Here is a 26261-nt window from a genome sequence, read left to right on the forward strand (position 1 = left end):
CCGCGAGGCCGCAATCTCCGGGTGCATGAGAGCGTCAGCCGCGCTATACGTCTGCCGGGTTTTCAGGAACCCAGACAGGGCCCTCTGTCGAAATTGGTAGACGAGGCGGACTCAAAATCCGCTGCGGCTGACCCCGCGTCCCGGTTCGAGTCCGGGGAGGGCCACTCCGGAAGTCCAGGCAGTGCGCGTCGCGCGGCCCCGACGGGGCGCGCCCGGGACGAGGCCGCGGCCGTCCCCGGAAGGAGCCCGATGAAGGTGCTGGTGGCCGAGGACGACGCGAGCCTGCGCGAGGGCATGAGTGACGTGCTCTCGGAGCTGGCGGACGTGCGACCGGTCGACTCGGTGGACTCGGCCCTGGCGGCACTGCGTCAGGAGCGCTTCGCGCTGGTGATGACGGATCTGCGGCTGGCCGGTCCGGGCCGGGGCGGCCGCGCCATCCTGGAGGCGGCGCGGAAGAGGCTGCTGCCGGTGGCCATCGTCAGCGCGGCGACGCCGGAGGATCTGCAGAAGGCGCTGGCGCCGCTCGAGGCGGATGCGTTGCTGGCCAAGCCCTTCCAGCTCGAGGACATGATGGCGCTGGTGGAGCGCTTCCTCGCGCTGCGAGGGGACGTGGAGCGGCTGTCGGCGGAGCGCCCACCCGAGGGAGGGTGGACGGAGGTGTCGGAGGGCGTGCGGCTCCAGGCGGCGCCGGCCCAGGGCCTGACGTGGATCCGCCTGCAGCCGGGAGCCCGCTACGACTGGTCGCACCACCAGGGGCGAGCGGGGGTGTGGGTGGTGGACGGGGACCTGGAGGTGGACGGGGAGCGGCGGTCGGCTCCGTCCTATCTGTTCCTGTCCGCGCGCCAGCCCCAGCCGGTGAGCACCGAGCAGGGGTGCCTCGCGGTCTCGCTGGCCATGCGAGGCTGAGGACTTCGGGGACATCCGCGCGTGAGCACCCTTTGGCCTACTCCCTTGGACCCAGCGCGGCTGGGACGTCCGTCACGGCGGGCGGCCACGGCCGCCATCGAGACGCACGTCCAGGTGCTGCGCGGAGAGCCCCTGAAGGCCTCGCTCGCCAACGCGCTGCGGGAAGCGGGCGGGCTGGGAGGCCAGGAGCGGCGCTTCACGGCGCTGGCGGCGCGGGAGCTGTCCCGGCACCAGCGGCTGCTGGATCTGGCGGCCCGTACGCTCGGCCACCCCCCCAGCAAGATTGGGCTCACCGAGGACCAGGCGCTGGTGAGGTATGCGCTCTGGCGGCGGCTCTTCTGTGGCGAGGGCTGGAGCCGGATTGGCCCCGAGGTGAAGCTGCCGGGGCCGGTGCGGCCGAGGACGATCAAGGACGATCTGCTCGCCCGGGTGGTGGAGGATCCGCTGCCGGAGCCGCCGCTGCCCGACACCGCCGCCGAGCGCCTGGCGATCCGCTACTCGTTCCCCAACTGGCTGGTGGAGCGGCTGGCCGTGCTGCACCCGGAGCCGGTGCTGGAGGCGCTGCTCGCCGCGCTGGACGAGGAGCCGGCGCTGCACTTCCGGGTCAGGCCCACGGGGACGCGGGCGGAGGTGCTGGCCCAGCTGGCCGAGGAGGGCGTGGCCGCCGAGCCGGTGGAGCTGGCTCCGGACGCGGTGCGGATCGCCGACTCGAGCCACCGCGTCTTCGAGACGAAGGTGATGAAGACGGGCCGCCTGCAGGTCCAGGACGTGGGCAGCCAGCTGATCGCCGAGGTGTGCCGCCCGCCCGGGGGCTCGCTGGAGGGCCTCACGGTGGCGGATGTCTGCGCCGGAGCCGGGGGCAAGACGCTGGCGCTGGCGGACATGGTGGGGACAGCGGGCCGGGTGCTGGCGGGCGATCGCTCGCGGCGACGGCTGGCGCAGGCCCGCGAGCGGGTGAGGGACCTCTCGGTCCGCAACGTGTCCTTCCCGCACCCGCTGCCGCTGGGAGGGGCGGACGTGCTGCTGGTGGACGCGCCGTGCAGCGGGACGGGCTCCCTGGGGCGCGAGCCGGATCAGAAGTGGAAGCTCACCCCCAAGGCCATCACGGAGTTCCAGGAGACCCAGCTGGCGCTCCTGGATGAGGTGGCGCAGGAGGCACGGCCCGGCGCGCTCATCGTCTACGCCACCTGCTCCCTGCTGCCCGAGGAGAATGACGCGGTGGTGAAGGGCTTCCTGGAGAAGCAGCCGGGCTTCACGCTGGAGCCGGTGGCGCCGGTGCTGGGGCCGGAGCGGGCGGCGGCGCTCTGCGACGGCCCGTTCCTGCGGCCGCTTCCTCCCCGGGTTCCGGGCGGGGGCTTCTTCGCCGCCCGGCTGCGCAAGCTCCAGGGTTGACAGTCCCCAATGGCCCACGCTACGGACAATCTTGTCAGCTCTTCCGGGGGTAGCCCGTCTTGGCAGACGTGAAGCAGCAGGATGTTCTGAAGCAGATCCAGCAGGCGTTCCAGTCCGCCCAGGCGCAGCTGGCGCAGCTTCGCGAGGCGGTCACCCACACTGCGGAGCTGGCCCGGTTGAACTCGCGGGGAAACTCCCTGCAGATGGAGAAGGAGAAGGCCTACCGGGAGCTGGGCGAGGCAGTGTGGCGGATGGTGCAGAAGGGCAAGCTGGAGCTTCCTGCCTCGCTTGCCTCGGTGGTGAAGTCGGTGGAAGCAGCCGAGCAGCGGGCGGCGGCCCACGCGGCCGAGATCACCGACATCCTCCAGGAAGGAGAAGCGGTGGCGGCGCGGTTGAAGGGAAAAAACGACGGCAAGGTGCAAACTCCACTAGCACCCAGGCCGAAAAAGAAGTAGAAGGGCGCCGCTTTCGACGGTTGCCGCTCCCCAGAGCGGCGGCAGGACAGGTTTCGGGGCTATAGCTCAGCTGGGAGAGCGCTTGAATGGCATTCAAGAGGTCACCGGTTCGATCCCGGTTAGCTCCACAATGAAGCCCTCCGAGGAGAAATCCTCGGGGGGCTTCGGCTTTTGCGGGCCTGAGGAGCCGACTCCCGATGCGACTGCCGCCCCTGGCCCCGGACGCCACCTTCGCCCAGCTCGTCGTGGACGCCGATGAGCCCGAGGCCCGCCGCTTCCGCCGAGCCGCGGCGCTCGCGGACGCACCCGAGGTGGACTCGAGCGGGCTGGCCGAGCTGGGCTGCTCCGGCAGCGGCCAGTTCTCCCTCGCCGGCTGGCGGGAGCTCCAGGAGAAGCTCGGACCGCTGCCTCCCGGGGCGCTCTACGTCATCGATCTCCGCCAGGAACCGCACGGCTTCCTCAATGGGGCGGCGGTGAGCTGGTACGCCCAGCGGAACTGGGGCTGCGTGGGGCTCTCGGATGAGGAGGTGCTCCAGCTCGAGGCCCTGCGGCTCCGACTGCTGGGCCTCAGCCAGGGCGTCTGGGTGGGCCACGTCCGGGACGTGAAGGACGGCACGGCCCGGAACCTCACCGAGTGGAAGGTGGAGTCCGCCGTGAGCGAGGAGCAGGCCCTGGGACTTCCCGCGGGCCACTACCTCCGCCTGCCGGTCATCGATCATCTGCGCCCGAGCGACGGAGTCGTGGATCGCTTCCTCCTCTTCGTCCGAGCCCTGCGAGGGCAGGCGCACCTCCACTTCCACTGCCGTGGGGGCAAGGGCCGGACGAGCACCTTCCTCGCGCTGTACGACATGCTGCGCAACGCGGAGCGGCTCCCGCTGGAGGTCATCCTCGAGCGCCAGCGCCTCCTGAGCGGGTACGATCTGTCGAGTCCCGCCTCCGCCGAGAGCCCCAAGGCGCCCTACATCGCCGAGCGGTGGGACTTCATCACCCGGTTTCACCGCTATGCCCGCGAGAACCCCGGCGGAGAGCCACTGCTCTGGACGCGGTGGCTGAGCCAGCGAGGGTAGGGGGGCTCAATCGAGGACGCTCTCGTCCCAGGCGGTGACGACGGTCAGGTGCTGCTCGAAGGCCTTCTTGAGATCCACTGGCTCCAGCCGGACCTCGTTGGCCTGGGTCGGGCGCTTGGCGTCGTCATGAGGCATGTGGGCGGAGACCCGCGCGAGCAGCCGTAACCCCCGAGGCGCCGCCAGCGTGGAGATCACGTACTCGCGGGACAGCTGGGCGCGCACCTTGTCGAGGAACGGGGCGGGATCTCGAGACATGGCTCGGATGGCCTTCTGGCAGTTGCGACAGCAGTCCAGCGTCGAGAACATGTCGACGATGATGGCGTAGACCTTGTAGCCCTGGTTGGGCTGGTAGCCGTGGGCCACGAGCAACTCCTTGAGCAGCCGAGGTCCGTGCTCACGAAGCGCGGCGAGCACCCACTGCTCGCTGTGGAAGTAGACGTTCGAGAAGCCCATCCCGTTGAAGGCCGCGTTCGCTGCCTGGTAGGCCTGCTCGCCCTGCACGACATTCTCCCCTCGGTGCGTGTGGCCAGTCTGGAACGCACGAAAGTCGGTCTGCTGTTGCACGCTGCTCGCCAGGACTTCACGCCCGACGCCGTGGAGATCGGCTTGTTGCCGCTGGGTTCGGAGGGAGTGCTCGAGTCGAGTGCGCGCCACCCCCGCGGAGGCGGTGGCCGCGGTGAGCTTCTGCCCTACCAGAATGAGGGCGTCCTCCGAGCGCTGCTGGCGCTGCTTCATCCGAGCGATCTTCTTGGAATCGGCATCCTTGTGCGCCTTCCCCTGCTTGAGGGCCGCCTCCGCCGTGGCGATCTTCTTCTTCAGATCCTTGATCGCCTTCTCGAGATCCTTCTTTCGCTCCTTCAGCGCGTTGAACTCCTTCACCACGAGGTGATCCGCGTGTCGCTGAAGGACGGTAGGGCGGTGCTCCGAGGCGTTGAGGATGCGGCCGCGCTCCGCGTCGTTCTTGATCCCACCGCTCGTGAAGATCGCGAACTCCTCCGAGGCCGTGAGGATCCGGAAGCGTTGCTGGGTCGGGTCGAAGTCCAGGTGTCCATGCACGTACCGCCGCTGGACGGTGTCTCGCTCCGCCTGGACGTCCAGATCGTCGTAGTGCGCCGTGACGTCGTAGCTCGGATCACTCTTGCTGATCGGGAGCGTGTGCCGGTAGTGCGGCGCCGCCGAGACGATGGCGCCGAGCTCGACGACGCCGTGGTTCTTGTGGAACTCGGCGATGGAGAGACCGGAGTGCGAAGCCTGTCCCTTGAGCCCGAGCGTGCGGTGCGCCGTCGCGGGGATGTTCACCGTCTTCGAGGAAAGGCGCTTGCTGACGTACGAAGTCTGAAGCGCGCGAGTCCACACCAGGCCGGAGGTGCCTTCTCGGGCCACGAGCGGGGTGTTCCGCCCGTGGGTCGAGAGCACGTGCTGCACGTCTGCATACCGGTTGGCTGCCAGCGTGTAGGCAGTGCCGTTGTAGTTCCCCGCGCTGAGCCACGCCGCGAACTTGAAGCTGTTCCGGATGACGGGATTCGTTGCAAACCACTGGAGGAACGCCGCCTGAAGCTCAGTGTCCGGGAGAGTGGCCATAGGCGGCTCATTCTAGCCCACCATCCCGGACTCGAGCTCAGCGCTCGTCCTCGCCCTCATCCTCCGCGAGGATCCGGTAGAGCGAGCGGCGCGTCTCCGCGAGCACCTTGCGCGCCTCGGCTGCCTGCGCGGGAGTGCCGCTGGTGGCGATCTGCATCGCGGCCGTGCCGATGATCCGCATCAGGTTCATGAAGTCGAGCATCCCTTCGCCCGCCGCGCTGCTCATGGACTCCCATGGGGCGGCGACCTCCTCCTTGTGCTCCTTCACGTAGCTCTGGCCCTGCTCGGTGAGCGTGAACACGCGGCCGCCGCCAGACTCCTGGACGCGCACCAGGCCCTCATCCTCGAGCTGCTGCAGGGCGGGGTAGACCGAGCCCGGGCTGGGACGCCACATGCCCTGACTGCGCTGCTCGAGCTCCTGCATGATCTGGTAGCCGTTGCGCGGCTGCTCCGCGAGCAGCGCCAGGATCCCTGCTCGCACGTCTCCGCGCCGCGCCCGAGGCCCCGGACGGGAGCGATCCCACGGGAAGCCACCTCGGCCGAACGGAGGACCGAAGCCGAACGGGCCCCCGCGCCCGCCCGGCCCGTGCCCACGCCGACCCCCCATGGCCATTCGCTCGTGGGGATCGCAATCCGGGGACCCGAAGGGGCCTGGCCCGGGACGATGGAAGAAGTTCCAGAACGGTGCGCCGTGCATGTGCGTCTCCTCTCGCGGCAAGTTAGCTCGCGATATGTAAAAGATATATCGAGATAGCACGAAGTCAAGCCGTTCCGAGGAGCACACGGGCCTGGCCAAGGGCTCGTCTCCGAGCCCGCAACGCAAACGGCCGGGCCCCTGGAGAGGAGCACCGGCCGTTCGCGAGCAGTGACGCTCGAGCCTGGGTCTACGCCTTGCCGGCGAAGATGTTCATCACGTCCTTGAGCAGCTTGATGGACTCGTCGCGCGGACGCTGGAAGGCGTTGCGGCCCATGATGGAGCCGAAGCCGCCACCCTGGTGGATCTGCTTGATCTCCGCCAGCAGGTCCGCGGTGCCCTTGGACTCGCCGCCCGAGAAGATGACGATGCGCTTGCCGTTGAACGCCGAGCGCACCACCTCGCGCACGCGGTCGGCCATCGTCTGGGTGGCGATGCTGGCCTTGTCGAAGGCCTTCTTGGCCTCGGGCTGCTCGATGTGGTCCTGCGGCGGCTTCACCTTGATGATGTGCGCGCCGAGCTGGGCGCTGATCTGCGCCGCGTACGCCACCACGTCGATGCCCGTCTCACCCTCCTTGGACATGTTGCCGCGGGGGTAGGCCCAGAGCACGGTGGGCAGGCCGTAGGACTTGGCCTCGGCGATGATGTCGCGCAGATCCTGGTACTGCTCGTTGCGCGCGCCCGAGCCCGGGTAGATGGTGTAGCCCACCGCCACGCAGCCCAGTCGCACCGCGTCCTTCACGGAGGACGTCACCGCGGACATGGGGTTGGCCACCTTGGCCAGCGAGTCCGAGTTGTTCACCTTGAGGATGAGGGGAATCTCCCCCATGTACTTGCCGGCGACGGCCTCCAGGAAGCCGAGCGGCGCCGCGTACGCGTTGCAGCCCGAGTCGATGGCCAGCTGGATGTGGTAGTCCGGATCGTACCCGGCGGGGTTCGGACCGAAGGAGCGCGCGGGGCCATGCTCGAAGCCCTGGTCCACCGGGAGGATGACCAGCTTGCCCGTGCCGGCCAGCGTGCCGGTGTTCAGCAGGCGCGCCAGGTTGGTGAGGGTGCCCGGGCTGTCGGACGGGTACCACGAGAGGATCTGCTTCACGCGATCGGTGTAGGCCATACGACTCCTTGGTCTCGGGGCCGGGGCCATGGGGCCGGCCCGGTCGGAACGGCGCGGATTGTGCTTCTCACGTCGCGGAGCGCAAGGAGATCCGGCGAAAAAGTGTCAGCGCCCATACGCCCCGAGCCGCTCGGGCCAGGAAGGTTCCCCAGCGGCTGACGGGAAACATAAAGAAGCGGTGACGAGGCCCGCATGAAGAAGGATGCTGCTCCGCCGTGGCTCGTGCGAGCAGGCCGGGCCGCCAACGAGGGCCATCGGTGAGACGGACAGTGCTGGGACATCTGGTGGGAGTAGGGCTGGCGCTCGCGGCCGGGACGGCCACGGCGCAGGGCGTTCCAGGAGCCGCGCAGGGCGCGCCCGCGCCAGCAGGGCAGGGTACCTCGGTTCCGACGCCGGCGGGGCAGGGCGCCTCGGTGCCGGTGCCAGGGACGCAGGGAGGCCAGAGCGCCACGCCCCAGGCCCAGGAGGCCGCCACCCAGGACGCGACCCGCTCCACCCAGCAGCAGGCGCAGGTATCGGAGGGGGCTCCGGCGCAGGCGGCGGAGCCGCTCACGCTCGCGCGGCTGGTGGAGCGCGCTCGCCGCTCGGACGCGCGCGTGGAGGAGGCGGAGGCGGAGCTGCGCAGGCTCCAGGCGCTCCAGCGCCAGGCCCACTGGGCGTGGTTCCCCAAGTTCGAGACCGTGGTGGGCTTCGGCGGCCCCACTCCCGAGGCGTACAACGACGGTTTGGGAGGGCCTCCCACGACGGAGGCCTCGCGCGAGGGAGACCTGAACTTCGGCACGCTGGGCGTCACGTTCCGCGCCGAGGTCAACGCCCTGCTGCCCATCTACACCTTCGGCAAGCTCACGGCGCTGGAGAAGGCGGGGGACCAGGGCCCCATCATTGGCGCGGCCCTGCGAGAGCGGGCGCGAGACGAGGCCGGCTTCCAGGCCGCGCAGGCCTTCTATGGGTATCAGCTCGCGCGCTCAGGCCTCGCGCAGATCGAGGACGTGGGCAAGCGGTTGGAGGACGCCGGCAAGCGCATCAACGAGATGCTCGAGGAGGAGTCCCAGCAGGTCTCGAAGATCGACACGTACAAGGTGAACTTCTTCCGGCAGGTGGTGGCCGCTCGCCTCGCCGAGGCGCGGCAGGGGCAGGCCGTCGCGCTGGCGGCCATCCGCATGCTTGCGGGCGCGAAGCCCGACGAGCGGCTGGAGATCGCCGACGTGGAGCTCCCGCTGGAGGAGGAGTTCACTCCTCCCACGCTGGAGAAGGCGCTCACGCTGGCCGATCAGCACCGGCCCGAGCTGACGGCCCTCCAGGCCGGCATCGCGGCGCGCGAGCAGGAGGTCCTCATCCGAGAGCGCTCCTACTACCCGGACCTGGGCATCATCGGCTTCGCGCGGTACGCGTACACCACCAACGCCACGCCCCAGCGCTCTCCCTTCGCCGACGATCCCTACAACGATCGCAGCGTGGGCATCGGCATCGCCGCGCGCGGCACCTTCGACATCCCCATCAAGAACGCACAGCTCGATCAGGCGCGAGCGGAGCTGGACAAGCTCAAGGCCCAGCAGCGGCTGCTCCAGGCCGCCATCCACCTGGAGGTGGCGAAGGTGCATGGCGAGCTGGTGAGCGCGCTCGAGCGCGCCCGGGCCTACTCGGAGGGAGAGAAGAACACCCGGCGCTGGGCCACCGCCGCCTATGCCGCCTTCGATCTGGGTACAGGCGACACCCGCGAGCTGATGGATGCCTTCACCGCGCTCGCTCAGGCCTCGGCCGAAAGGGCCAAGGGCTGGTTTGACGTGCGTGTGGGAATAGAAGCGCTGAACCGCGTCACCGGCACACCCCCCTCGGGGCCGTGAATAACGGACCGGTCCCTCCTGTCGTCTCTTCCGACATCCACACCTGGAGACTCGAAAACGATGCTTGCACCTCTGATTGCCGCAACGCTGCTCGCCGCAACGCCCGCGACGCCTCTCGACGTCGTCAAGGGGGGGTACTCGGATGTTCAGAAGGCCGCCAACGCGCCCGGAGCCACCGTCGATCAGCTCGCCAGCGTGGTGGAGAAGTTCGTCGATTTCGAGGAACTGGCGAAGCGGGCCCTCGGGAAGACCTGGGACACGCTCACTCCCGCCCAGCGCAAGGACTTCGCGGAGACCATGAAGGGCCTGCTGCGCGCCTCCTATGCCCAGAAGGCCCTCGGTCAGGCCAACGCGGACGTGAAGTATGGCAAGGAGGCCATCAAGGGTGACGAGGCCACCGTCAACACCACCGTCACCGTGAAGAAGGACCAGGTCCCCGTCGACTACCGGCTCTACAAGACGGCGGGGAAGGCGAGCACCTGGCGCATCTACGACGTCATCACCGACGAGGTCTCCCTCGTGGAGACGTATGCCGGCCAGTTCCGCAAGCTGCTGGCCGACAAGGGGTTCGACGGCCTGCTCTCCACCTTGAAGAACAAGCGGGCGCAGCTGGAGAAGAACTCCCAGGCCTCCGCCAACGGGGCCGGCTCCCAGGCTCCGGCCACCAAGCAGTAGCGGGAGGCGTCAGCGCCCTCGGGCCTGAGAGTCCTGGCCCAGGGCGCTGGCCAGCCCCTGCGCGAGCGGAATGGCGGCGGTGAAGCCCAGCTCCTTCTCCGCCCGCTCCGGCGAGCAGGTCCACGCCGGGAAGCTCATCTCCCGGACCTTGTCCCGGTTGAGGATGGGAATGGTGCCCCGCACGCGCGCGGCCAGCTCCGAGCCCAGGCCCACCACGTAGCTGACCGTCTCGGGCACCGGCACCACCGCCGGCTTCGCGCGGCCCATGGCCTGCGCGAGCGCCTGGCAGAAGTCCTCCCAGCGGTGCTCCGTGCCGTCCGACACCATGTACACGCCCGCGGTGGGATCGTTCGGGCTCAGCGTCTGCCCGCGCTCGGTGGCCGCGAGCAGCGCCGTGCAGAGATCATCCACGTGGATGAGCGAGTAGTGCTTGGGGCCGAAGCCGCTCTTGAGCATCACCCCGAAGCGGGCCATGGGGAGCATGGACGGCAGGAACTCCTGGTCCCCCGGCCCGTACACGATGGGCGGGCGGACGATGACGGACGGAACCCGGTCGGCGAACTCGCGCACGGCCTGCTCACCGCCCAGCTTGCTGCGGCCATACAGCGACACCGGAGCCGGGGGCTCCTCCTCGCGCCGGGGGCGCCCCGGAATCGACGGCCCGGCGGCCGCCAGCGACGAGCAGTAGACGAGCCGGGGAGGAGAGGGCAGCTCCGCCATGGCCTTCACCAGCCGGCGCGTGCCCTCCGCGTTGCCCTGGAAGTAGCCCTCGGGCCCACGGGCCTTGGTGACGCCGGCCAGGTGCAGCACGCAGTCCACGCCCTTCACGGCCTCGGTGAGCCCCTCACCCGTGAGCAGATCGCCCACCGCGAAGCGGGCCCCGAGCGAGTCCAGCACTCCTCGCTTGGAGGTCCGGCGCACGAGCGCGGTGAGGGTGTCGCCCCGCTCGACGATGCGACGCGCGAGCCGCTGGCCGATGAACCCGGTGCTGCCGGTGAGGAGGATGTGCACGATGAAACTCCGTGTCCGTGTCGGAAGTCAGGCGGCGCGCAGGGTAGCGCTCAGAGCGAGCGCTCGTAGATGCGGTGCGTCTTCGAGCGCTGGCCACCCATGGACTCGATGGCCCGGTTCACCAGGTGGTTGTCCTCGAGCGTCCAGGAGATCTCTCCGCCCTCGTAGCCGAGCTCACGCGCGGTGCGCAGCGTGTCCAGGTACAGGATGGCGTCCAGCCCCCGGCGGCGGTAGCCCTCCTTGATGCCGAGGGTGATGAGGCGCAGCCGGCGGATCTTCTTCGAGGCCAGCAGCATCTTCGTCAGGCCGATGGGCAGCCCGAAGGTCGTCAGCCGCCCGCCCGCCGCCTTGATCGCATGGTTGGCGTCCGGGATCGTCATGGAGAAGGCCACCGGCTCGCCCTTCACCTCGGCGATCAGCAGCAGCCTCGGCTCGACGATCTGCTTCAGATCCCTGGCCAGGTGATCGAACTCGCGCTCCGTCATCGGTACGAAGCCCCAGTTCTTCTCCCAGGCCGCGTTGTAGATGCCCTTGATGAGGGACACCTCGGCCTCGAACCTCTTCAGATCCACCGAGCGCACGGTGACGCCCTCGCGCTGGCGGATCTTCTCGGCGATGCGCGCCACCTTCTCCGGCGCCGACACCGAGGCGGACAGCTCGAAGGACCACAGATCCTTGGCCTTGGTGAAGCCGTTGGCCTCGATCAGCGCGGCGTAGTAGGGCGGGTTGTACGTCGTCATGATCGCCGGCGGCTTGCCGAACCCGTCCACGAGCAGCCCGCACTCGTGGTTGGTCGAGAAGTTCATCGGCCCCAGGACCTTGACGAACCCCTTGGAGCGCAGCCACTCCGACGCGGCGTCGAACAGGGCCCGCGCCACTCCCGCGTCGTTGATGCACTCGAAGAGGCCGAAGAAGCCCTCGTTGGTGCCGTGGAAGTCGTTGTAGTGCGGGTCCTTCACCGCCGCGATGCGGCCCACCACCTGGCTTCCACGCCGCGCCAGGAACAGCTCCACCTCTCCGAACTCGAAGAAGGGGTTCTTCTTCGGATCGAGGAAGTCCTTGCGCTCCATCTCCAGGGGCGGCACCCAGTTCGGGTCGCCCTGGTAGATGGAGTACGCCATGCGGATGAAGGCGAGTTTGTCCGCGCCGCTCCGCACCGGAGACACCGTCACGTCGGGAGGCACGGAGGGCAGGGGAGCGGCGGGCGATGGCTCGGCGGGCAGGGCCATGGGCGCCTAGTTCCTTTCCGCCTGGCTGCCGCCGTGCTGCTCCTGGCCGTTGCGCATGAAGAAGTGCGCCCCCTTCTCCAGCAGCAGCCCCGTCAGCTCCCCGCGCTTCTGCCACAGGCGCTTGGAGGCGCCCGGCAGCTTGCGCAGATCCGCCGGCTGCAGGTTGGCCGCGCGCCACGTCAGCTGCTCCACCGCGTCGAAGATCTTCCCGGCCACCTCGCGCGAGGACATGCGCGAGAGCTGATCCAGCGTGATGCCCCCGTTCTGCAGGCCCTGGCCCTCGGAGGCCGCCGCCCACTTCTCGGAGGCCTTGTTGGCGCGCACGCCCGTGCCCGGCCGGGCGATCTTCACCGGCTCGTACACCGTGGGCCGCGTCTCGGGGATGACCTCCATGCGCCGGCCGATCTTCTCGAAGGTGTCCAGCACCCGGTCCAGCTGCGCGTCGGTGTGCGTGGCCATGAAGCTGGTGCGGATGAGCGCGTGGCCCGCCTCGACGGCCGGAGGAATCACGGGGTTGGCGAACACGCCCGCCTCGTGCAGCGCCTTCCAGAAGCGGAAGCACTTCACCTGGTCGCCGATGTGCACCGGCACCACCGGCGTCACCGACACGCCCGTGTCGAAGCCCATCGCCCGGAAGCCGTTGTGCATCTTCTCGGCGATGTCCAGCAGACGCGCGCGCCGCTGCGGCTCCGACTCGATGATCTCCAGCGCCTTGAGCGCCGCGGCGATGGACGCCGGCGTCATGGAGGCCGAGAAGATGACCGAGCGCGCCTTGTGGCGGATGTAGTTGATGACCTCGAAGGGGCCGGCCAGCACGCCGCCCAGCGACGCGAAGCTCTTGGAGAAGGTGCCCATCGTCAGGTCCGTCTCCGCCTCCAGCCCGAAGTACTCGGGCACGCCGCGGCCCTTCTCGCCCAGCACGCCCATGGAGTGGGCGTCATCCGTCATCACCCGCGCGTTGTACTTCTTGGCCAGCTCCACGATGCGCGGGAGGTTGCAGATGTCTCCCTCCATGGAGAACACGCCGTCGGTGACGATGATCTTTCCCGCGTCGGGCTCGGCCGCCGCCAGCAGCTGCTCCAGGTGCTCCATGTCGTTGTGGCGGAACTTGCGCTCCGTGGAGAAGCCCAGGCGGATGCCGTCCACCAGCGAGGCGTGGTTCTGCCGGTCGCTGAAGACGATGTCGTGCCGGCCCAGGATGGACGACAGGGCCAGGTTCGTCTGGAAGCCGGTGGAGATGACGAGCGCGGCCTCGCGGTTGAGGAACCTGGCCAGCTTCGCCTCCAGCTCCTCGTGCAGCGCCAGCGTGCCGTTGAGCAGGCGCGAGCCGGAGCACGTGGTGCCGAACTTCTCCACCGCCTTGGTGGCCGCTTCCTTCACTCGCGGGTCTGCAGACAGTCCCAGGTAGTTGTTCGAGCCCACCATGATGACCCTGCGTCCCTCGATCTCCACCTCCGTGGCCCCGTGCGAGGCCTCGATGGAACGGAAGTAGGGATACAGGCCAGTGGCCTTCGCGATGCGGTAGTCCTTCCAGTTACGGCACTTGTCGAAGACGTCGCTCATGGTGGTCCTTCTGTCTGCGTCGGGGGGGATCCTGGAGCGGACTCGGGGCGCACGTGTGATTCCAGGTGCCTACCGGCCTGACACACCTGGTGCTGCGTGCGACCTCCTCGGGGCGACGCGGTGGCCGTGAATAAAGAGGCTTTCCGGGACTGTCAAGGCGCCAACCTTCAATGGTATGGCAGCCGTGTCAGGGTCTGACACCGGGTCAAGAAGCTCCCATCCCCCCTTCAGCCCCTGTGAGGCGCTCGATCTTCCGAGCGGGAACAGGGTGTAAGTGCCGCGGCGCGGCTGGGGAGTGGTGCTCCCGTGCCATGGAAGGCTCCGGTCGCTGGATTTGTTGACGAGGCCCTGACAGAAACGTGGCCGGAAGTTTGCTTTCGCCGGCCGGGCGAGGTGGAGACAGGTGAAGAGTCTGCGTCAACGGTGGTTCGAGCGGTTCATCCAGGGCGCCTTGACGAAGCCCGGATGGTTGTTGGCGCTCTTCGTTCTGCTGGGGCTGGGAGGAGCGCTGCTGGCCTCGCGCCTGGAGTTCCGGGGCTCCTTCGTGGAGCTGCTGCCCGCCGGGGCGCGCGAGGTGCAGGACCTGACGCGGGTGTCGCAGAAGGCGGGCGGAGACGGCTACCTGGTGCTGCGCGCGCGGGGGGCCTTGCCCGAGACGCTGCGGACGTACGCGCAGGAACTGCAGGGCCAGCTCGAGAAGCTGCCGCAGGTGCGCTACGTGGAACACCACTTCGACGTGGGCTTCTTCCTGAAGAACGGCCTGCTGTTGCAGCCCGCCGAGCAGCTGGACGCGCTGCGCACCGATCTGGAGGCGCGCATCCGCTACGAGCAGCGCCAGCTCAACCCCTTCTACGTGGAGCTGGTGAAGACGCCGGAGCCGCTCACCTTCGAGGAGATCTCGCGCAAGTACCTGCCCGAGTCCCCGGTGCGCGAGGATCTGACGTCGGTGGACGGCACCGAGGTGTACCTGTTCATCAAGCCGGCCGGGACGGCGGCGGACCTGGGCTTCGCGCGGCAGTTCGTGGACGAGGCCAAGGCCGTGGCGGCGCGGGTGGCGCAGCGCTACCCGGGCGTGGTGGTGGACTCGACGGGCAACTTCCAGAGCCGCATCGAGGAGGACTCGGTGATGCGGCGGGATCTGGCCAACGCGGGCCTGCTGTCCGCGCTGCTGGCGGTGGGGCTCATCCTGCTGGCCACGCGGCGCATCTCGGCGCTGGCGGTGGTGGGCATGCCGGTGATGGTGGGCGTGCTGCTCACGTTCGCCTTCGCGCAGCTGGTCATCGGCCACCTGAACGTGGTGACGGGCTTCCTGGTGGCCATCCTCATCGGCCTGGGCATCGAGTACGGGGTGCACCTGGCCATGCGCTACTGGGAGGAGCGGCGGCGGCACGACGTGCGCGAGGCCCTCTCCGAGGCGGTGCGAGGCACCTTCTCCGGCGCGCTCACCTCGGCCGTCACCAACGCGTCCGCCTTCCTGGTGCTGCTGTTGGCGCAGTTCCAGGCGTTCCAGCAGTTCGGGCTGCTGGCCGGCATGGGCGTGATGCTGGCGGTGCTCGCCGCGTACGGCCTGGGGCCGGCGCTGCTGTCCATCGCCGAGCGCATCCGCCCGTTCCGCGCCCCGTCCTCCGCGGGCGCCTCTCCCGCGAGCGCGCCTCACTCGAATACCCAGGAGCGCATGGGTCCGCGCTGGCCCACGTCCGTGGTGGCGGGCCTGGCGCTGGCGGTGCTGGCCTTCGCGGGGTTCTCGGTCTTCATGGCGCCCCGGCTCGGCTTCGAGACGGACATGCGCAAGCTGAAGGGGGACTCGCCCTCCTCGCGGTTGGATGATCACATCACCGCGCAGCTCGGCACGCCGCTCAACCCGGCCATCCTCCTGGTGGACGATCTGGAGCAGGCCCGGACGGTGCGGCAGATCATCTCCGACGTGCAGGCGCGGCACGGCGCGGACTCCGTCTTCCTGCGCTCCGCCTCGCTGGTGGATCTGATCCCCACGGACGTGGAGCGCCGTCAGCAGGCGCTCTCCCGGCTCCAGACGCTGATGGCCGGGCTGCCGGAAGAGCTCCTCGCGGAGCCGCGCGTGAAGAGCTTCCAGGACATGATGGGCGCCCAGCCGTATGGGCTCGAGCAGCTCCCGATCGAGGCGCGCCGGCGCTTCGAGGCGCTGGATGGCAAGGGGATGTTCCTGCTGCTGTTCCCCTCCGTGTCCAACTACGACACGCGCGATCTCCACCGCTGGGCGGCGCAGCTGGACGAGGTGGTGGTGGGGGCGCGGGAGAAGGGCATCGATCTGTCGGTGCTGGACAGCAACCGCATCGCCTCGCGCATCTTCGCGCTGGTGCGCGGGGATGGGCCGTTCATCCTGGGCGCGGCGGCGGTGGTGGTGTTCCTGGCCATCTTCGCCAGCCTGCGCAGCCTCAAGCGGGCGCTGCTCGTCGCGGGGCCGCTGTTCCTCGGCATGGTGTGCCTGGCCGGGGGCATGTACCTGTTCGACGTGCAGCTGAACTTCATCAACGCGGTGGTGCTGCCCAACCTGCTGGCGATCGCGGTGGACAACTCCGTCCACCTGTACCACCGGTATGAGGAGGAGGGGCCGGGCTCCCTGGGCCATGTGGTGCGGCACACGGGGCTGGCGGCCGTGGTGGCCACGCTGTCCAACGCCGCCGGCTACGGCGCGCTGCTCGTGGCCAGCCATCAGGGACTGCGCTCGATTGGACAGATTGCGCTCCTGGGAGTCGTGTGCACCTTTCTCGGAACGACAGTGTTCTTCCCGGCCTTGCTGGCGCTGCTTGAGCGCTGGAAGGCGCGCAGGCAGGAGGGGGCAGGGGAGGGAGCGGTGGTTCGGAGTCTGGACATTGGCGCGGAGCGCGAGCCCGCCTCGCAGCCCGTGGAGCGTAGGTCCGCATGAGTCCCTGGTCCCTGGAGAGCCTGAGGTTGCTCGACGGCCAGCGGAAGGTGCGCCTCAAGGCCGTGGACCTCATCATCATCGGCGCCTGCTCGCTCGCCGCCCTGACGCTCGTGGGGCCGGCCCGCTGGGCGCCCGGCGCGCTGGAGTCCGCCGCCGGCTTCACCCTGTTCGCGCTGGGGCCCCTGGTGCTCCGGACGGCACAGGCGGCGTGGCCTCGCAGGCGGGTGCTGCGCTGGGTGGCCGACTTCTGGCTGCTGCCCGTGGCGATGATGGGCCATGAGCTGCTCAATCCGCTGGTGGACGCCTTCACCCCGGTGCTGAAGGACGCCCAGCTCGCGACGATGGATGAGCGGCTCTTCGGCACCCAGGTGTCGGTGCTCGTCTCCAACGCGGTGCCACCCTGGCTGATGGACGTGCTGATGGTCTGCTACTACGGCCACTTCATCTGGGGCCTGGTGCTGGGGCTGGTGCTGTACTTCCACAAGCGCGTGGCGGCCTTCGATGAGTACCTGCTGGCGCTCGGCCTGTTCTTCACGCTGGGGTACTCGGCCTACATCGTCGTGCCCGCCATCGGGCCGCGCTTCTTCCTCCTGGGCGCCTTCTCCGGGCCGCTCTCCGGGGTGTTCGTCACGTCGTTGCTGGACTCGATGATGCGGACGCCCGTCTTCGTCCGGGACTGCTTCCCCTCGGGCCACACCGGCGCCACGCTGCTGGTGCTCTTCTATTCGTTCCGGTTCTCCCGCCGGGTGTTCTGGGTGATGCTGCTGCCGGGCATCGGCCTCATCGTGGCGACGCTGGCGGGGCGCTTCCACTACGCCACGGACCTGGTGGCGGTGCTGCCCCTGGTGGTGCTCGTCGTGGGCGCGGCCATGGCCCTCTCCCGAGCGGGGAGCCGTCGTCGCGGTTTCGCACCCGCGCGTTCCGTCCCCATGGACGCTATCGTGCGCCCCTAGCGCGCCGGCAGTCTCCCCCATCGCCGGCCGCCAGGAGCCTCACGATGAGCCGGCCACACGCCGCGGAACGCGTCTCCCGCTTCGGCACCACCGTCTTCTCCGAGTTCAGCGCGTTGGCCCAGAAGCACGGCGCGGTGAACCTGGGGCAGGGCTTCCCGGACTTCGACGGCCCCGACGCGGTGAAGGAGGCCGCGCAGAAGGCCATCCGTGACGGCGTCAACCAGTACGCCATCACCACGGGCGCCAGGGATCTGCGCCTGGCCATCGCCGAGCACGCGGCGCGCTTCCACGGCCAGCAGGTGGACCCGGACACCATGGTCACCGTCACCAGTGGGGCCACCGAGGCCATCCTGGATGTCATCCTCGGGTTGGTGGATCCGGGCGACGAGGTGGTGGCCTTCGAGCCCTTCTACGACTCGTACGACGCGAACATCACCTTCGTGGGAGCCAAGGCGCGCTACGTGCCGCTGCGCGCTCCGGACGCGCAGCACCCCGAGTGGTGGATCGACCAGGCGGAGCTGGAGGCGGCCTTCAGCCCGCGCACGCGGCTGCTCATCCTGAACTCGCCGCAGAACCCCACGGGCAAGGTGTTCACCCGAGCGGAGCTGGAGCGCATCGGCGAGCTGTGCGTGCGACATGACGTGAAGGTGCTCTCGGACGAGGTGTACGAGCACATCGTCTTCGCGCCCGCCCGGCACGTGCGGCCCTCCACCATCCCCTCGCTGGCGGACCGGACCATCACCGTGAGCAGCATGGGCAAGACGTTCAGCCTCACGGGGTGGAAGATCGGCTGGGTCATCGCGCCGCCGCCGCTGCGTGACGCGGTGCAGCGCGCGCACCAGTTCGTGACGTTCGCCACGGCCTCGCCGCTGCAGGCGGCCACCGCTGCCGCGCTGCGTCTACCGGACAGCTACTTCCAGGAGCTGGCGGACCGCTACCTGGCGCGCCGCGAGAAGCTGCTGCGAGGCCTGCGGGAGGCGGGGCTGCCCGCGCACGCGCCCGAGGGCAGCTACTTCATCCTGGCGGACATCTCCCACCTGGGCTTCCCGGACGACGTGACCTTCTGTCGGCACCTGGTGACGCAAGTGGGCGTGGCGGCCATTCCTCCCAGCGTCTTCTATTCCCCGGAGCACAAGCACCTGGGTCGGGGCTTCGCGCGCTTCGCCTTCTGCAAGACGGACGGGGTGCTGGACGAGGGGGCCCGCCGCTTGCGTGATGGGCTCTCGAAGCCTCGCTGACACGGCCGCTCCACTCGGCTTGCGACCCCTGGATGCGGGTGCTACATCCCCGCGCCATGCCTGCGCGCACTGCTCCGAAGACCGTCGCTCGCTCCGTCTCCTCCCAGTCCCAGAAGAAGGCCGTTGCCAGCCCGAAGGCTCGCAAGCCTTCGAAGCTGGCCAAGGTCGCCCAGAAGGTGACCAAGGCTGGCAAGGCCGCCGCCAAGGCCGGCAAGGCCGCGGTGAAGAAGGTGGCGCCCAAGAAGAAGGCCGCGGCGCTGAAGAGCTTCGACGCGGCCACGGTGAAGACCGCCACGAAGCAGGCGGAGAAGTGGGCCAAGGAGGAGCTGTCGCAGGTGACGGCGAAGATGCCGCTGCGGCGCAAGCAGTTCATCACGGACTCGGGCGTGCCCATCCCGGACGTCATGACGCTGGCGGACCGCAAGGACGAGCAGGCCGACCGCATCGGTCTGCCGGGGCAGTTCCCGTTCACCCGCGGCGTGCAGCCCACCATGTACCGGGGCCGCCTCTGGACGATGCGCCAGTTCGCGGGCTTCGGAACGCCGGCGGACACGAACAAGCGCTTCAAGTACCTCATCAGCCACGGCATGACGGGCCTGTCCACGGCCTTCGATATGCCCGCGCTGATGGGCTACGACGCGGACCACTCCATGAGCCGCGGCGAGGTGGGCAAGGAGGGCGTGGCCGTCTCCACGCTGCGTGACTTCGAGATCCTCTTCGACGGGATCCAGCTGGACAAGGTCACCACCTCGATGACGATCAACGCGAGCGCGATCGTGGCGCTCTGCATGTACATCGCGGTGGGCGAGAAGCAGGGCGTTCCGATGGAGAAGCTGGCGGGCACCATCCAGAACGACATGCTCAAGGAGTACATCGCGCAGAAGGAGTGGATCGTCGCTCCCCGGCCGGCCGTGCGCATCGTCACGGACATGATCGAGTTCTGCACCAAGCACATGCCCAAGTGGTACCCGGTGTCGATCAGCGGCTACCACATCCGCGAGGCCGGAGCGACGGCGGTGCAGGAGCTGGCCTTCACGCTGGCCGACGGCATCGGCTACGTGGAGGAGTGCGTGAAGCGCGGGCTGGACGTGGACACGTTCGCCCCGCAGCTCAGCTTCTTCTGGGACGTGCACAACGACTTCTTCGAGGAGATCGCCAAGTTCCGCGCCGCGCGCCGCATCTGGGCCAACGTGATGCGCTACCGGTTCGGCGCGAAGAACCCGCGCTCGTGGCAGCTCAAGACGCACGCGCAGACGGCGGGCGTGTCGCTCACCGCGCAGCAGCCCTACAACAACGTGGTGCGCACGGCGCTGCAGGCCCTGGCGGCGGTGCTGGGCGGCACGCAGTCGCTGCACACCAACTCGCTGGACGAGACGTACGCGCTGCCCACCGAGGAGTCGGTGACGATCGCGCTGCGCACCCAGCAGCTCATCGCGCACGAGTCCGGCGTGGACCGCGTGGTGGACCCGTTGGCGGGCAGCTACTACGTGGAGTACCTCACCGACGAGATGGAGAAGCGGGCGATGGAGTACATCCGCCGCATCGACGAGATGGGCGGCATCATCCGCGCGGTGGAGGAGCAGTACCCGCAGAAGGAGATCGGCGAGAGCGCCTACCGCTTCCAGCGCGAGGTGGAGCAGGGCGACAGGCTCATCGTCGGCGTGAACGCGTTCAAGTCCGAGAAGGACGCTCCGATCGAGCTGCTGCACATCGACGAGAAGGTGGCCGAGGAGCAGAAGGCGCGGCTGGCGGAGGTGAAGGCCCAGCGCAACAACGAGGCCGTGCAGGCGGCGCTGGCCAAGGTGGAGGCGGCGGCGCGCGGCACGGACAACATGATGCCGCCGGTGCTCGAGGCCGTGAAGGCCTACGCCACGCTGGGAGAGATCTGCGACGTGTTCCGCAAGGTGTGGGGCGCCTACCGCGAGGGCGGGGCGTTCTGAGCGCCGCCGGGTGTCGCGACGGCTACACCCGACCTTCGGCTTCCGTGTGATGTCGCGCTCCTGGGCGCGCCTGGGTGATACAGCTGACCCATGCGCCCCTCCTTCCTCGTAGCGGCACTCCTGCTGCTGGCCTCCGGCTGCGCCACGACGCCGGCCGCAGCCAACGTTCCCGGGCTCGATCCCGAGCTGCGCGGCTACGCGTACCCGTTCACCGTCCACGAGCTCGAGTTCGAGTCGCAGCGGCAGCCGCTCCGCATGGCCTACATGGACGAGCGGCCGGCGGACTGGCAGGTAGACTGCCTGGCAGTGGGGGATGCCCTGGTAAATAGGGTGCAGGTGGGGTAACCTCACGGGTTGTCTTCCAAGGAGGTGGGTGGGATGGGTCAGAGTCGAGGAAAGAAGCCGGCGACGTACGAGGACATCGAAGCGCTGCCGGTTGGGTGGGTCGGGGAGATCATCAGTCATGAGCTGTACGCCTCGCCTCGCCCCGCATTCCGGCACCTCCATGTGGCCACCCGGCTGGGAAATCTCCTGGGGCTGCCGTTCGATCTCGCGCGCGGCGGGCCGGGAGGGTGGTGCTTCCTGGATGAGCCGGAGCTGCACTTCCGCCACAACGTCCTCGTCCCGGACCTTGCGGGCTGGCGCCGTGAGCGCATGCCGGAGCCTCCTGATGTTCCCTGGGTCACCCTCGCTCCGGACTGGGTCTGCGAAGTGCTCTCCGCCTCCACCCGGCTCGTGGACCGGGGGCGCAAGATGCCGCTGTATCACTCCGAGGGCGTGAGCCACGCGTGGCTCATCGACCCGGAGCGCTACACCCTGGAGATCTATCGGAACGAGAAGCGCGGGTGGGCACGCGTGGGGCTCCATGAGGGTGGGGCCATCGTCCACGCAGAGCCCTTTGACGCCATCTCCCTGGAACTGGGTCTGCTATGGATGCCCCATCGGAGCCGGGCGGCACACCCATAAGCCCGCGGCTCGGGGCCCCTCGTGAGCTTCTTCGGTGAGCTGTACCTGCGCAGTACCCAGCCGTTCCTCTCGGCGGACATCACCGCCCGGGAGATCGCCTACCTGCAGCGGTGCTTCACCGGCCTCTCGCTCCCAGGCCCGGTGGCGGATCTCGGCTGCGGCCACGGGCGCCACGCCGCTCCGCTCAACGGCTCCGGCCCCCTGAAGGGCAGGGTGGTGGGGCTGGAGCTGGATGCCTACTCCCTGGCCCACCGCCTGCCGGGCTTCCCGGCCATCCGAGGCGATCTGCGAGCCCTCCCGTTCCAGTCCGGCTCGCTGGCAGGGGCTTATGCCTGGTACTCCACACTCTTCGCCTTCTCGGAGACGGAGCACCGCGTCATCCTCCGCGAGATCGCCCGGTGCCTCCGGCCCGGGGCGCTCCTCGTCTTCCAGTCCGTCCCCTACGAGCGCCTCAGCGAGCATCCAGGCGCCGCCTTCCAGCGCACCCTGCCGGATGGCAGCGTGCTCCAAGAGGAGAGCCGCTTCGATCCCGACACCGGCATGGACCACGGGAGAAGGCGGCTCACACTCCCAGATGGGCGTGTTCTTTCGGGGGTTTACACCATTCGCTACTATCCGCTTGCGGAACTGACCCAACTGTTGGAAGCGACGGGCCTGACGACACGGTGGGTGCACGGCGGTCTGGATGGCGAGCCGCTATGTTCCACCTCAACCGACCTCATCGTGGGAGCTGAGCTGCGACATGGCTGAGAGGAAGCTTCGAATTCTGGTGGCCAAGCCGGGCCTGGATGGGCACGACCGGGGCGCGAAGATCATCGCGCGGGCCTTGCGCGATGCGGGCATGGAGGTCATCTACACAGGGCTGCACCAGACGCCCGAGATGATCGTCAACGCCGCCATCCAGGAGGACGTCGACGCGATCGGCATGTCCATCATGTCCGGCGCGCACATGACGCTCTTCCCCGCCGTCATGGACCTGCTGAAGCAAAGCAAGGCCGAGGACATCCGAGTCTTCGGGGGCGGGATCATCCCGGACGACGACATTCCGAAACTCAAGGGCATGGGGGTGACGGAGGTCTTCACCCCTGGAAGCTCGACGCAGGACATCGTCCAGTGGATTCGAACGAACATTCCAGCACGCGCCTAGGCGGCTGGCTCGGCAGCCTTCCCCGACGGGTCGACGTCTATGAGGTCGGCCCTCGGGATGGGCTGCAGAACGAGCTGCGGACCCTGCCTACCCGGGACAAGGCCCGCCTCATCGAGGCCCTGGTGGCCGCCGGTGAGCAGCGCATCGAGGTGACGTCCTTCGTCTCCCCGAAGTGGATTCCCCAGCTCTCGGACGCGGAGGAGGTCCTGCGCCTGGTGGGCCGCAAGCCGGGCGTCACCTTCTCGGCGCTCGTGCCCAACCTCAAGGGGCTGGTGCGCGCCCGGGAGGCCGGCCTGGAGGAGGCCGCCGTCTTCATCTCCGCCTCCGAGGCCCACTCGAAGAAGAACATCAACAAGACGATCGCCGAGGCGCTCGAGGCCTCGCGCGAGGTGGCCACCGCCGCCACCCAGGCGGGGATGCGCGTGCGCGGCTACCTGTCCACCGTGTGGGGCTGCCCCTACGAGGGCCACGTGCCCGTGGAGCGGGTGGTGGACATCTGCCGCCAGCTCGTGGACATGGGCATCTACCAGCTCAGCCTGGGCGACACGATCGGCGTGGGCACGCCGCGGCAGACGGAGGAGATCCTCTCCGCGCTGATGAAGCACATCCCCGTGGAGAAGCTGGCGCTGCACCTGCACGACACGCGCGGCACCGCCCTGGCCAACGCCCTGGTGGGCCTGTCCGCCGGGGTGACGACGTTCGACGCCAGCATCGGCGGGCTCGGCGGCTGTCCCTATGCGCCCGGCGCGGCGGGCAACCTGGCCACCGAGGACGCCGTCTTCATGTTCCATGGCATGGGCGTGGAGACGGGCATCAACCTGGACAAGCTCGTCGAGGCGGGGGAGCTGGCGCAGGAGCTCATCGGCCGGAAGCTCGCGGGCAAGTACCTGCAGGCCGCCCTGGGCGAGCGCGAGAAGCGGGCCTCGCGCCGGGCCAAGACGACCTGAGCCTCCCTCCGGCGGAAGGGTTCGAAGAGCCGCGCCACCAGACGACGAGCACGCGGCCCTCCATCCGCGGCTGCGTCTTCAGGGTGCTCATGGAGCAAGCCCCCTGAGGGGCTCGTACGCTCGCGCTCGAGAGGTGAGCTAGACTGTCGCCTACGGGACGGCACATGGCACGTCCTCCGCGGAGGGCTCGATGCGGTCTTGGTGGGGGCTCGGCGCATGTCTGGCGGTGTTGGGCGCCCTGGCCTGGCTGCTCGTCTCGGCACGTCCCGATGCCGGGGGCTCCGCTCCGGGACTCGAGCAGGCCCGCGACTCCCGGTTCTCCTCCGTGCTGCAGGCCGTCCTCCAGGCCCCCTCTCCCGTGAGCCCCCCGGGAGAGACGGGCCTCTCCATCCGAGGTCTCGTGAGGGGTCCAAAAGGGCCCGTCCCGGGAGCGCGGGTGCTCGCCACCTCGGCGGTGCCTGGGGAGACGCTCTCCGAGCTGCCGTGCTCCCCACCGGCGGAGGGGAAGGTCCTGCTCGACTGTCCCCAGCAGGGGCAGGGGCAGGGGCAGGGAGTTCGAGAGTGGGTGGCGGAGCGGCGCGGCGAGGTGCTCCTGCGAGCCCAGGCCGTCACGGCGGCGGACGGCTCCTTCTTGCTGTCGGGCCTGGATGCGGGGACGTACATGCTGTGGGTGGAGAGCGAGGAAGGCCTCGGGCTTCCGGCGCCTGCCATCGCGGGAGGCCCACCGGTGGAGCTGCGCCTGCGCGTGGGGGTTCGGCTGTCGGGCACCGTCGAGGACGACACGGGCGCGCTCGTGCCGGGGGCGCTCCTCACCGCCGTCTTCGCGGCCCACAGCCGCTTCTTCGAGGCGCTCACCGACGCCAATGGACACTTCCAGTTCGAGCCCCTTCCGCAGGGGGAGTTCGTGGTCGTCATCTCGAAGCAGGGCCTGGTGAGCGCGCTCGAGCCGCTGAGGGCCTTCACCCCCGAGGTGAAGCGGCGCTTCGTGCTCGAGCGTCCCCGCCGCATCACGGGCCGTGTCCTGCGCGCGACGACTCCAGTGGCGGGAGTGGCGGTCCAGGCTCGGAGCGAGCTCTCTCCGCTGCACGCGACCACGACGGATGCGGCGGGACGCTTCTCCTTCGAGGGGCTACCGCCTGAGTTCTATGTGGTCACCGCCTGGCACGCGGGGGAGGGCGCCTCCGGGGTGGCCACGCTGCGAGAGCAACCCGAGGCCATGGAGCTCACCCTGACGCTGACCCCCTCCTTCATCATCGAAGGTGTGGTGCGCAATGAAGCGCGTCAGCCGCTCGAGCAGGTCCGAGTCGAGCTCAACCCCGAGCTCATCGAAGACGGGAACTCCTATGTAGTGTCGGGCCTGGAGCGGAATCCGGAGTGGGACACGATGGCCTGGGTGGGCACCGCCTACACGGACCGGGAGGGGCGCTATCGGCTCGGGCCCGTGCCGGTGGGCCGCTATTCCTTCTGGGCCAACGCGATCGAGTACCTGAGCCAGGAGGTGCCGATGCGAGCGTTCGAGGCCGGTGTGGTGAGATGGGACTTCACGCTCGAGGCCGCGCTGAGTGTCGAGGGGCTGGTGCTGGATGCGCAGGGGCGCCCGTTGGAGGGCGAGCCCGTGATGCTGCGCTCGATCGACGAGGATGAGACGGGGTGGGCGCGCGATCTCACCGAGAGGGATGGCCACTTCGCCCTGTACGTGTCCCAGCCCGGGCGCTACCGGCTGACCCTGGAGGGCCAGGATATCCGTGCCCAGGAGCTGGAGATCACGGTGCCCGGTGAGCCGCTGCGCATCATCGGCGAGCGCCTGCCGCACCTGGTGGGCGAGGTCGAGGACGCGGCGGGCACACCCCTCCCGGGAGTCGAGGTGTCGATCTGGCCGGAGGGAGCCTCCTCGAGAGACAACACCCTGGCGAGGGCTACGTCCGACAGCCAGGGCCGGTTCTCGCTGTCTGTGCCGACGCCCGGCCGCTATGTGGTGGCCGCCGAGCTGGCCCTGGAGGACGCGCTGCTCTTTACCTCCTCGGTGGTGGACGTGGACGAGACGGGCGAGTCCCAGGTGCGGCTCCGCTTCCGGGAGGGGCGTCGCATCTCGGGCATGCTGGAGGACTGGCGCGGCCGGCCGATGAAGGGGGTGGCGGTGCAGATCGCGTCCGACTCGGGCACCTTCCGCTATCCCGGGTGTGGCGTGCCGGACCGGTGCGCCACGACCGACGACGAGGGCCGGTTCTCCTTCCGACAGGTCGCCGGAGAGCAGCTCTCGATCTGCGTCCGGCACAGGGGCTACTACCCCCTGGAGCCCATCCCCGAGAACCCGAGCTGTACCCTCGTGAGGGACGACGGGCGGGAGATCCGCATCGCTGTCGGGCGGGATGTCTTCGTCGCGGGGCAGATCCTCCACGAGGATGGCTCGCCCGTGGAGCGCTACCTGCTCAACGGGCGCGAGGTGCAGGCCGAGCACGGGGCGCTCTCCCTGCGCATCCGTCGGCCCGGAGTGGAGCTGATCGAGGTGTCGGCTCCGGGACTCCAGCCCGTGCGGCTGCTGGCTCCGGAGTTCCGGGAGGGAGTGGAGCTGATGGACATCGGGGACATCGTCCTCAGACCCTGAGCGCCCGCTCGGCTCAGGGCTGGGGCGGC

General features: G+C 69.2%; 22 protein-coding genes and 2 tRNA genes. 18 read left to right on the forward strand and 6 right to left on the reverse strand.

From position 1 onward, the window contains the following. Positions 1 to 78 precede the first annotated feature (78 nt). The 6 genes from KY572_RS36230 (at position 79) to KY572_RS36255 (ending at position 3820) form a co-directional block, all read left to right on the forward strand. A tRNA-Leu gene (locus KY572_RS36230) sits at positions 79 to 164 on the forward strand. 85 nt (positions 165 to 249) lie between these two features. Beyond that, entirely contained in the window at positions 250 to 906 is a 657-nt protein-coding gene (locus tag KY572_RS36235) for a response regulator (protein ID WP_224248267.1), read from the forward strand. Between the two features lie 45 nt (positions 907 to 951). Further along, on the forward strand, positions 952 to 2298 hold the full coding sequence (locus tag KY572_RS36240; RefSeq protein ID WP_224248268.1) for an RsmB/NOP family class I SAM-dependent RNA methyltransferase: 1347 nt from the start codon (positions 952 to 954) through the stop codon (positions 2296 to 2298). Between the two features lie 68 nt (positions 2299 to 2366). Further along, on the forward strand, positions 2367 to 2753 hold the full coding sequence (locus KY572_RS36245; protein ID WP_224248311.1) for a hypothetical protein: 387 nt from the start codon (positions 2367 to 2369) through the stop codon (positions 2751 to 2753). A gap of 55 nt (positions 2754 to 2808) precedes the next feature. After that, positions 2809 to 2881, forward strand: a tRNA-Ala gene (locus KY572_RS36250). Between the two features lie 69 nt (positions 2882 to 2950). Continuing rightward, positions 2951 to 3820: a phosphatase domain-containing protein gene (locus KY572_RS36255; protein ID WP_224248269.1), complete on the forward strand. Its 870-nt coding sequence runs from the start codon at positions 2951 to 2953 to the stop codon at positions 3818 to 3820. A gap of 6 nt (positions 3821 to 3826) precedes the next feature. Here KY572_RS36255 and KY572_RS36260 read toward each other — a convergent pair whose 3' ends face one another. The 3 genes from KY572_RS36260 to KY572_RS36270 all read right to left on the reverse strand — a co-directional run bounded on the left by KY572_RS36260 (position 3827) and on the right by KY572_RS36270 (position 7209). Beyond that, positions 3827 to 5401 carry a coiled-coil domain-containing protein gene (locus KY572_RS36260; RefSeq protein WP_224248270.1) on the reverse strand — a complete coding sequence of 525 codons (1575 nt, stop codon included), beginning with the start codon at positions 5399 to 5401 and terminating at the stop codon, positions 3827 to 3829. A gap of 37 nt (positions 5402 to 5438) precedes the next feature. Continuing rightward, positions 5439 to 5882: a PadR family transcriptional regulator gene (locus tag KY572_RS36265; RefSeq protein WP_224248271.1), complete on the reverse strand. Its 444-nt coding sequence runs from the start codon at positions 5880 to 5882 to the stop codon at positions 5439 to 5441. 403 nt (positions 5883 to 6285) lie between these two features. Continuing rightward, positions 6286 to 7209, reverse strand: coding sequence for a class I fructose-bisphosphate aldolase (locus KY572_RS36270; protein WP_224248272.1), 924 nt, complete (start codon positions 7207 to 7209; stop codon positions 6286 to 6288). Positions 7210 to 7466: 257 nt separating this feature from the next. Between KY572_RS36270 and KY572_RS36275 the strand changes: the two genes are divergently transcribed. After that, positions 7467 to 9053: a TolC family protein gene (locus KY572_RS36275; RefSeq protein WP_224248273.1), complete on the forward strand. Its 1587-nt coding sequence runs from the start codon at positions 7467 to 7469 to the stop codon at positions 9051 to 9053. A gap of 60 nt (positions 9054 to 9113) precedes the next feature. Then, positions 9114 to 9728: an MlaC/ttg2D family ABC transporter substrate-binding protein gene (locus tag KY572_RS36280; RefSeq protein WP_224248274.1), complete on the forward strand. Its 615-nt coding sequence runs from the start codon at positions 9114 to 9116 to the stop codon at positions 9726 to 9728. A gap of 9 nt (positions 9729 to 9737) precedes the next feature. Here the strand turns inward: KY572_RS36280 and KY572_RS36285 are convergent, their stop codons facing one another. Genes KY572_RS36285 through KY572_RS36295 form a run of 3 tightly spaced genes read right to left on the reverse strand, consistent with a single transcriptional unit; the run spans position 9738 to position 13531 of the window. After that, positions 9738 to 10739: an NAD-dependent epimerase/dehydratase family protein gene (locus KY572_RS36285; protein WP_224248275.1), complete on the reverse strand. Its 1002-nt coding sequence runs from the start codon at positions 10737 to 10739 to the stop codon at positions 9738 to 9740. Positions 10740 to 10789: 50 nt separating this feature from the next. Further along, on the reverse strand, positions 10790 to 11968 hold the full coding sequence (locus tag KY572_RS36290) for an N-acetyltransferase (RefSeq protein ID WP_224248276.1): 1179 nt from the start codon (positions 11966 to 11968) through the stop codon (positions 10790 to 10792). Between the two features lie 6 nt (positions 11969 to 11974). After that, positions 11975 to 13531, reverse strand: coding sequence for an aminotransferase class I/II-fold pyridoxal phosphate-dependent enzyme (locus tag KY572_RS36295; RefSeq protein ID WP_224248277.1), 1557 nt, complete (start codon positions 13529 to 13531; stop codon positions 11975 to 11977). A 403-nt stretch (positions 13532 to 13934) separates the two neighbouring features. On the opposite strand from KY572_RS36295, the gene KY572_RS36300 reads away from it, so the two are divergent. From KY572_RS36300 to KY572_RS36345, 10 genes are all read left to right on the forward strand, one after another. Continuing rightward, positions 13935 to 16436 carry an efflux RND transporter permease subunit gene (locus KY572_RS36300; RefSeq protein WP_224248278.1) on the forward strand — a complete coding sequence of 834 codons (2502 nt, stop codon included), beginning with the start codon at positions 13935 to 13937 and terminating at the stop codon, positions 16434 to 16436. Continuing rightward, positions 16433 to 17389 (forward strand): phosphatase PAP2 family protein, encoded by a 957-nt coding sequence (locus KY572_RS36305; RefSeq protein WP_224248279.1) that lies wholly within the window; start codon positions 16433 to 16435, stop codon positions 17387 to 17389. The genes KY572_RS36300 and KY572_RS36305 overlap by 4 nt, the downstream gene beginning before the upstream one ends. Before the next feature lie 44 nt (positions 17390 to 17433). Further along, entirely contained in the window at positions 17434 to 18627 is a 1194-nt protein-coding gene (locus KY572_RS36310) for an aminotransferase class I/II-fold pyridoxal phosphate-dependent enzyme (RefSeq protein WP_224248280.1), read from the forward strand. Between the two features lie 56 nt (positions 18628 to 18683). Beyond that, positions 18684 to 20567 (forward strand): acyl-CoA mutase large subunit family protein, encoded by a 1884-nt coding sequence (locus tag KY572_RS36315; protein ID WP_224248281.1) that lies wholly within the window; start codon positions 18684 to 18686, stop codon positions 20565 to 20567. Between the two features lie 90 nt (positions 20568 to 20657). Beyond that, complete coding sequence (locus KY572_RS36320) at positions 20658 to 20912, forward strand: hypothetical protein (protein WP_224248282.1); 255 nt, start codon at positions 20658 to 20660, stop codon at positions 20910 to 20912. A gap of 33 nt (positions 20913 to 20945) precedes the next feature. Further along, positions 20946 to 21533, forward strand: a complete 588-nt coding sequence (locus KY572_RS36325) for a Uma2 family endonuclease (protein WP_224248283.1) — start codon at positions 20946 to 20948, stop codon at positions 21531 to 21533. Between the two features lie 21 nt (positions 21534 to 21554). After that, positions 21555 to 22283 (forward strand): class I SAM-dependent methyltransferase, encoded by a 729-nt coding sequence (locus KY572_RS36330; RefSeq protein WP_224248284.1) that lies wholly within the window; start codon positions 21555 to 21557, stop codon positions 22281 to 22283. Continuing rightward, complete coding sequence (locus tag KY572_RS36335) at positions 22276 to 22680, forward strand: cobalamin B12-binding domain-containing protein (protein ID WP_224248285.1); 405 nt, start codon at positions 22276 to 22278, stop codon at positions 22678 to 22680. Before KY572_RS36330 ends, KY572_RS36335 begins: the two co-directional genes overlap by 8 nt. Next, entirely contained in the window at positions 22647 to 23627 is a 981-nt protein-coding gene (locus tag KY572_RS36340) for a hydroxymethylglutaryl-CoA lyase (protein WP_224248286.1), read from the forward strand. Before KY572_RS36335 ends, KY572_RS36340 begins: the two co-directional genes overlap by 34 nt. A 190-nt stretch (positions 23628 to 23817) precedes the next feature. Beyond that, the gene (locus KY572_RS36345) at positions 23818 to 26232 is read left to right on the forward strand and encodes a carboxypeptidase-like regulatory domain-containing protein (protein WP_224248287.1); all 2415 of its coding nucleotides are present in this window, start codon (positions 23818 to 23820) and stop codon (positions 26230 to 26232) included. Positions 26233 to 26261: the final 29 nt, after the last annotated feature.

This window comes from Hyalangium gracile (assembly GCF_020103725.1).
Classification (GTDB): Bacteria; Myxococcota; Myxococcia; order Myxococcales; family Myxococcaceae; genus Hyalangium; species Hyalangium gracile.

Bases quoted from the DNA above. Each gene is read 5' to 3' on its own strand.
- KY572_RS36235 (WP_224248267.1), top strand. From the start codon at position 250: ATGAAGGTGCTGGTGGCCGAGGACGACGCGAGCCTGCGCGAGGGCATG.
- KY572_RS36255 (WP_224248269.1), top strand. From the start codon at position 2,951: ATGCGACTGCCGCCCCTGGCCCCGGACGCCACCTTCGCCCAGCTCGTC.
- KY572_RS36260 (WP_224248270.1), bottom strand. From the start codon at position 5,401: ATGGCCACTCTCCCGGACACTGAGCTTCAGGCGGCGTTCCTCCAGTGG.
- KY572_RS36270 (WP_224248272.1), bottom strand. From the start codon at position 7,209: ATGGCCTACACCGATCGCGTGAAGCAGATCCTCTCGTGGTACCCGTCC.
- KY572_RS36280 (WP_224248274.1), top strand. From the start codon at position 9,114: ATGCTTGCACCTCTGATTGCCGCAACGCTGCTCGCCGCAACGCCCGCG.
- KY572_RS36290 (WP_224248276.1), bottom strand. From the start codon at position 11,968: ATGGCCCTGCCCGCCGAGCCATCGCCCGCCGCTCCCCTGCCCTCCGTG.
- KY572_RS36295 (WP_224248277.1), bottom strand. From the start codon at position 13,531: ATGAGCGACGTCTTCGACAAGTGCCGTAACTGGAAGGACTACCGCATC.
- KY572_RS36305 (WP_224248279.1), top strand. From the start codon at position 16,433: ATGAGTCCCTGGTCCCTGGAGAGCCTGAGGTTGCTCGACGGCCAGCGG.
- KY572_RS36310 (WP_224248280.1), top strand. From the start codon at position 17,434: ATGAGCCGGCCACACGCCGCGGAACGCGTCTCCCGCTTCGGCACCACC.
- KY572_RS36315 (WP_224248281.1), top strand. From the start codon at position 18,684: ATGCCTGCGCGCACTGCTCCGAAGACCGTCGCTCGCTCCGTCTCCTCC.
- KY572_RS36320 (WP_224248282.1), top strand. From the start codon at position 20,658: ATGCGCCCCTCCTTCCTCGTAGCGGCACTCCTGCTGCTGGCCTCCGGC.
- KY572_RS36325 (WP_224248283.1), top strand. From the start codon at position 20,946: ATGGGTCAGAGTCGAGGAAAGAAGCCGGCGACGTACGAGGACATCGAA.
- KY572_RS36335 (WP_224248285.1), top strand. From the start codon at position 22,276: ATGGCTGAGAGGAAGCTTCGAATTCTGGTGGCCAAGCCGGGCCTGGAT.
- KY572_RS36345 (WP_224248287.1), top strand. From the start codon at position 23,818: ATGCGGTCTTGGTGGGGGCTCGGCGCATGTCTGGCGGTGTTGGGCGCC.